The following is a 1,582-nucleotide window of genomic DNA, read 5'->3' as shown; positions in this document are numbered from 1 at the left end:
GGCGGGCTGAAACACATGCTGATGATTTCGCCCCATTCGGGCGATAATCGTCTTAGGTTCTATAATCTGTAGGAAACCCGTATGCTTATACCATAGGTAGCGCAAAATGTCTTGAGGGCTGGTCAATAGCTTACTGCACTCAGTACTTCGCCCTTGCTCTACTAAGGTATCTATCACCAGCATGAGTGTCTCTTTCATTCCTACCTGTACTTTTTCAGGAATAGAATAGTGCTTTAGCAGTACTTTCAGGCTATCAACTTGCGTGGCATCTAAAGCCGTTTTGGATTGTAGTAGATCAAAGAAAAACTTCCTTACATCTGCCTCTTTCCAGTAGGCTAATACTTTGAGTTTGCTTCCTTGTCCGAAGGCCTCTATCTCGCCAAACTCAAAAGGAGTACCGCAAAAGGGACAACCATTGTATCGGTCTAGTGGGAAAGTGCCCACCGGAATTACATGACCACAAGCTAGATGAGTACCCTGCTTACTTCCCAATGAATTGGTGATAAACGTAATGATATGATTTACTACGGATTCTCCGGTAGGTACATCCCACCTTTTTACTAATGGAGTCCAATTCTTATTAACGCCAGCAACTTCTCGTAACACTTCCAGCACCACTAACTTAGTAGAAGGTGATAGCCTATTGAGAATCCATAGTAATTCTTCTTCAACGGTGAACCCTAGCCTTGCTGCATTCGCTACTAGGACGGATGTCGTTTCACTAAGCGACTCCCCTGCTTCTACTTTCTGATCCTCAATAGATATAAATAATGCTTGTTGCCGAAGGCTAACTTTTAGTAATTCTTGGTTCATGGCTCGTTTATTTAAAGGATTAAATACCGGATAATTTTGCTACTGATCTACCCAAAAGATGTTGAAGTAAGTAGCAATTGACCTCGGTATATTAGGTAATTAGCAAACTCTCAAGGCGGATTCGAACCGCAATAACCAATTGAAGTAAGCTTGCTTTGACCTATCATTGCTAGTAACTGGCAGGCTATACCTGCTCTATCACTGAGCTACCGGGCGACGTTCGCTGCCTTAATAATTGTTAGAGGTAATGGACTAAGTAAACTTGGTAACGGTCGGAGTAACTTAGGCTTGACCTTCCAACTGATATCAAAGATCAGCAGTAAGTGCGCAGGGATTTTGCGCACTACTGCTTTTTCTTCTTATTTTTCTTTCTTCGCTTCCAAGGGGCGTTTTTCTGCCAGTCCCCCGCCATAATGCTTCCGTAAGGGATCACCTCATCAATCACTTCGCCCAGCCCGTAGGTTTGCATTTGTGCCCGTACCGTTTGGGCATTCTTATAAGCCGAAGGCAGTTCAGAGATGTCTATTTCACCCGAAAAAAAGCGCACATCCAACCCATCTGTTTCTTCTTGGAAGATTTGCGCTTCAGTCTGCCCTTGCTTGCCCCGTTTATGTGCGCTACGGCTGATGTTACGCCCGGCACCGTGGGGGGCAAACCCTAAGTTATCCTGGGTAGTTGCTCCCTGCACAATCAGTACTGGTTCAGCCATATTCAAGGGAACTAAGCGAGGCCACAAACTATCCGGTAAGAATTTCTCATCTAGCGGAGT

At 44.7% G+C, this 1,582-nt stretch carries 1 protein-coding gene and 1 pseudogene; both read right to left on the bottom strand.

What is annotated here, in order from left to right; genetic code table 11:
• Window positions 1-813: pseudogene (locus WBA23_RS24250) on the bottom strand (hypothetical protein); the annotation flags it as partial.
• A 343-nt stretch (window positions 814-1,156) separates the two neighbouring features.
• A partial coding sequence (locus WBA23_RS24245) for an RtcB family protein (RefSeq protein ID WP_424584860.1) occupies window positions 1,157-1,582 on the bottom strand: 426 nt, incomplete at its 5' end.

Source organism: Tunicatimonas sp. (assembly GCF_049647865.1).
Taxonomy (GTDB): domain Bacteria; phylum Bacteroidota; class Bacteroidia; order Cytophagales; family Cyclobacteriaceae; genus Tunicatimonas.
This window is presented reverse-complemented; position numbering and strand designations above follow the sequence as displayed.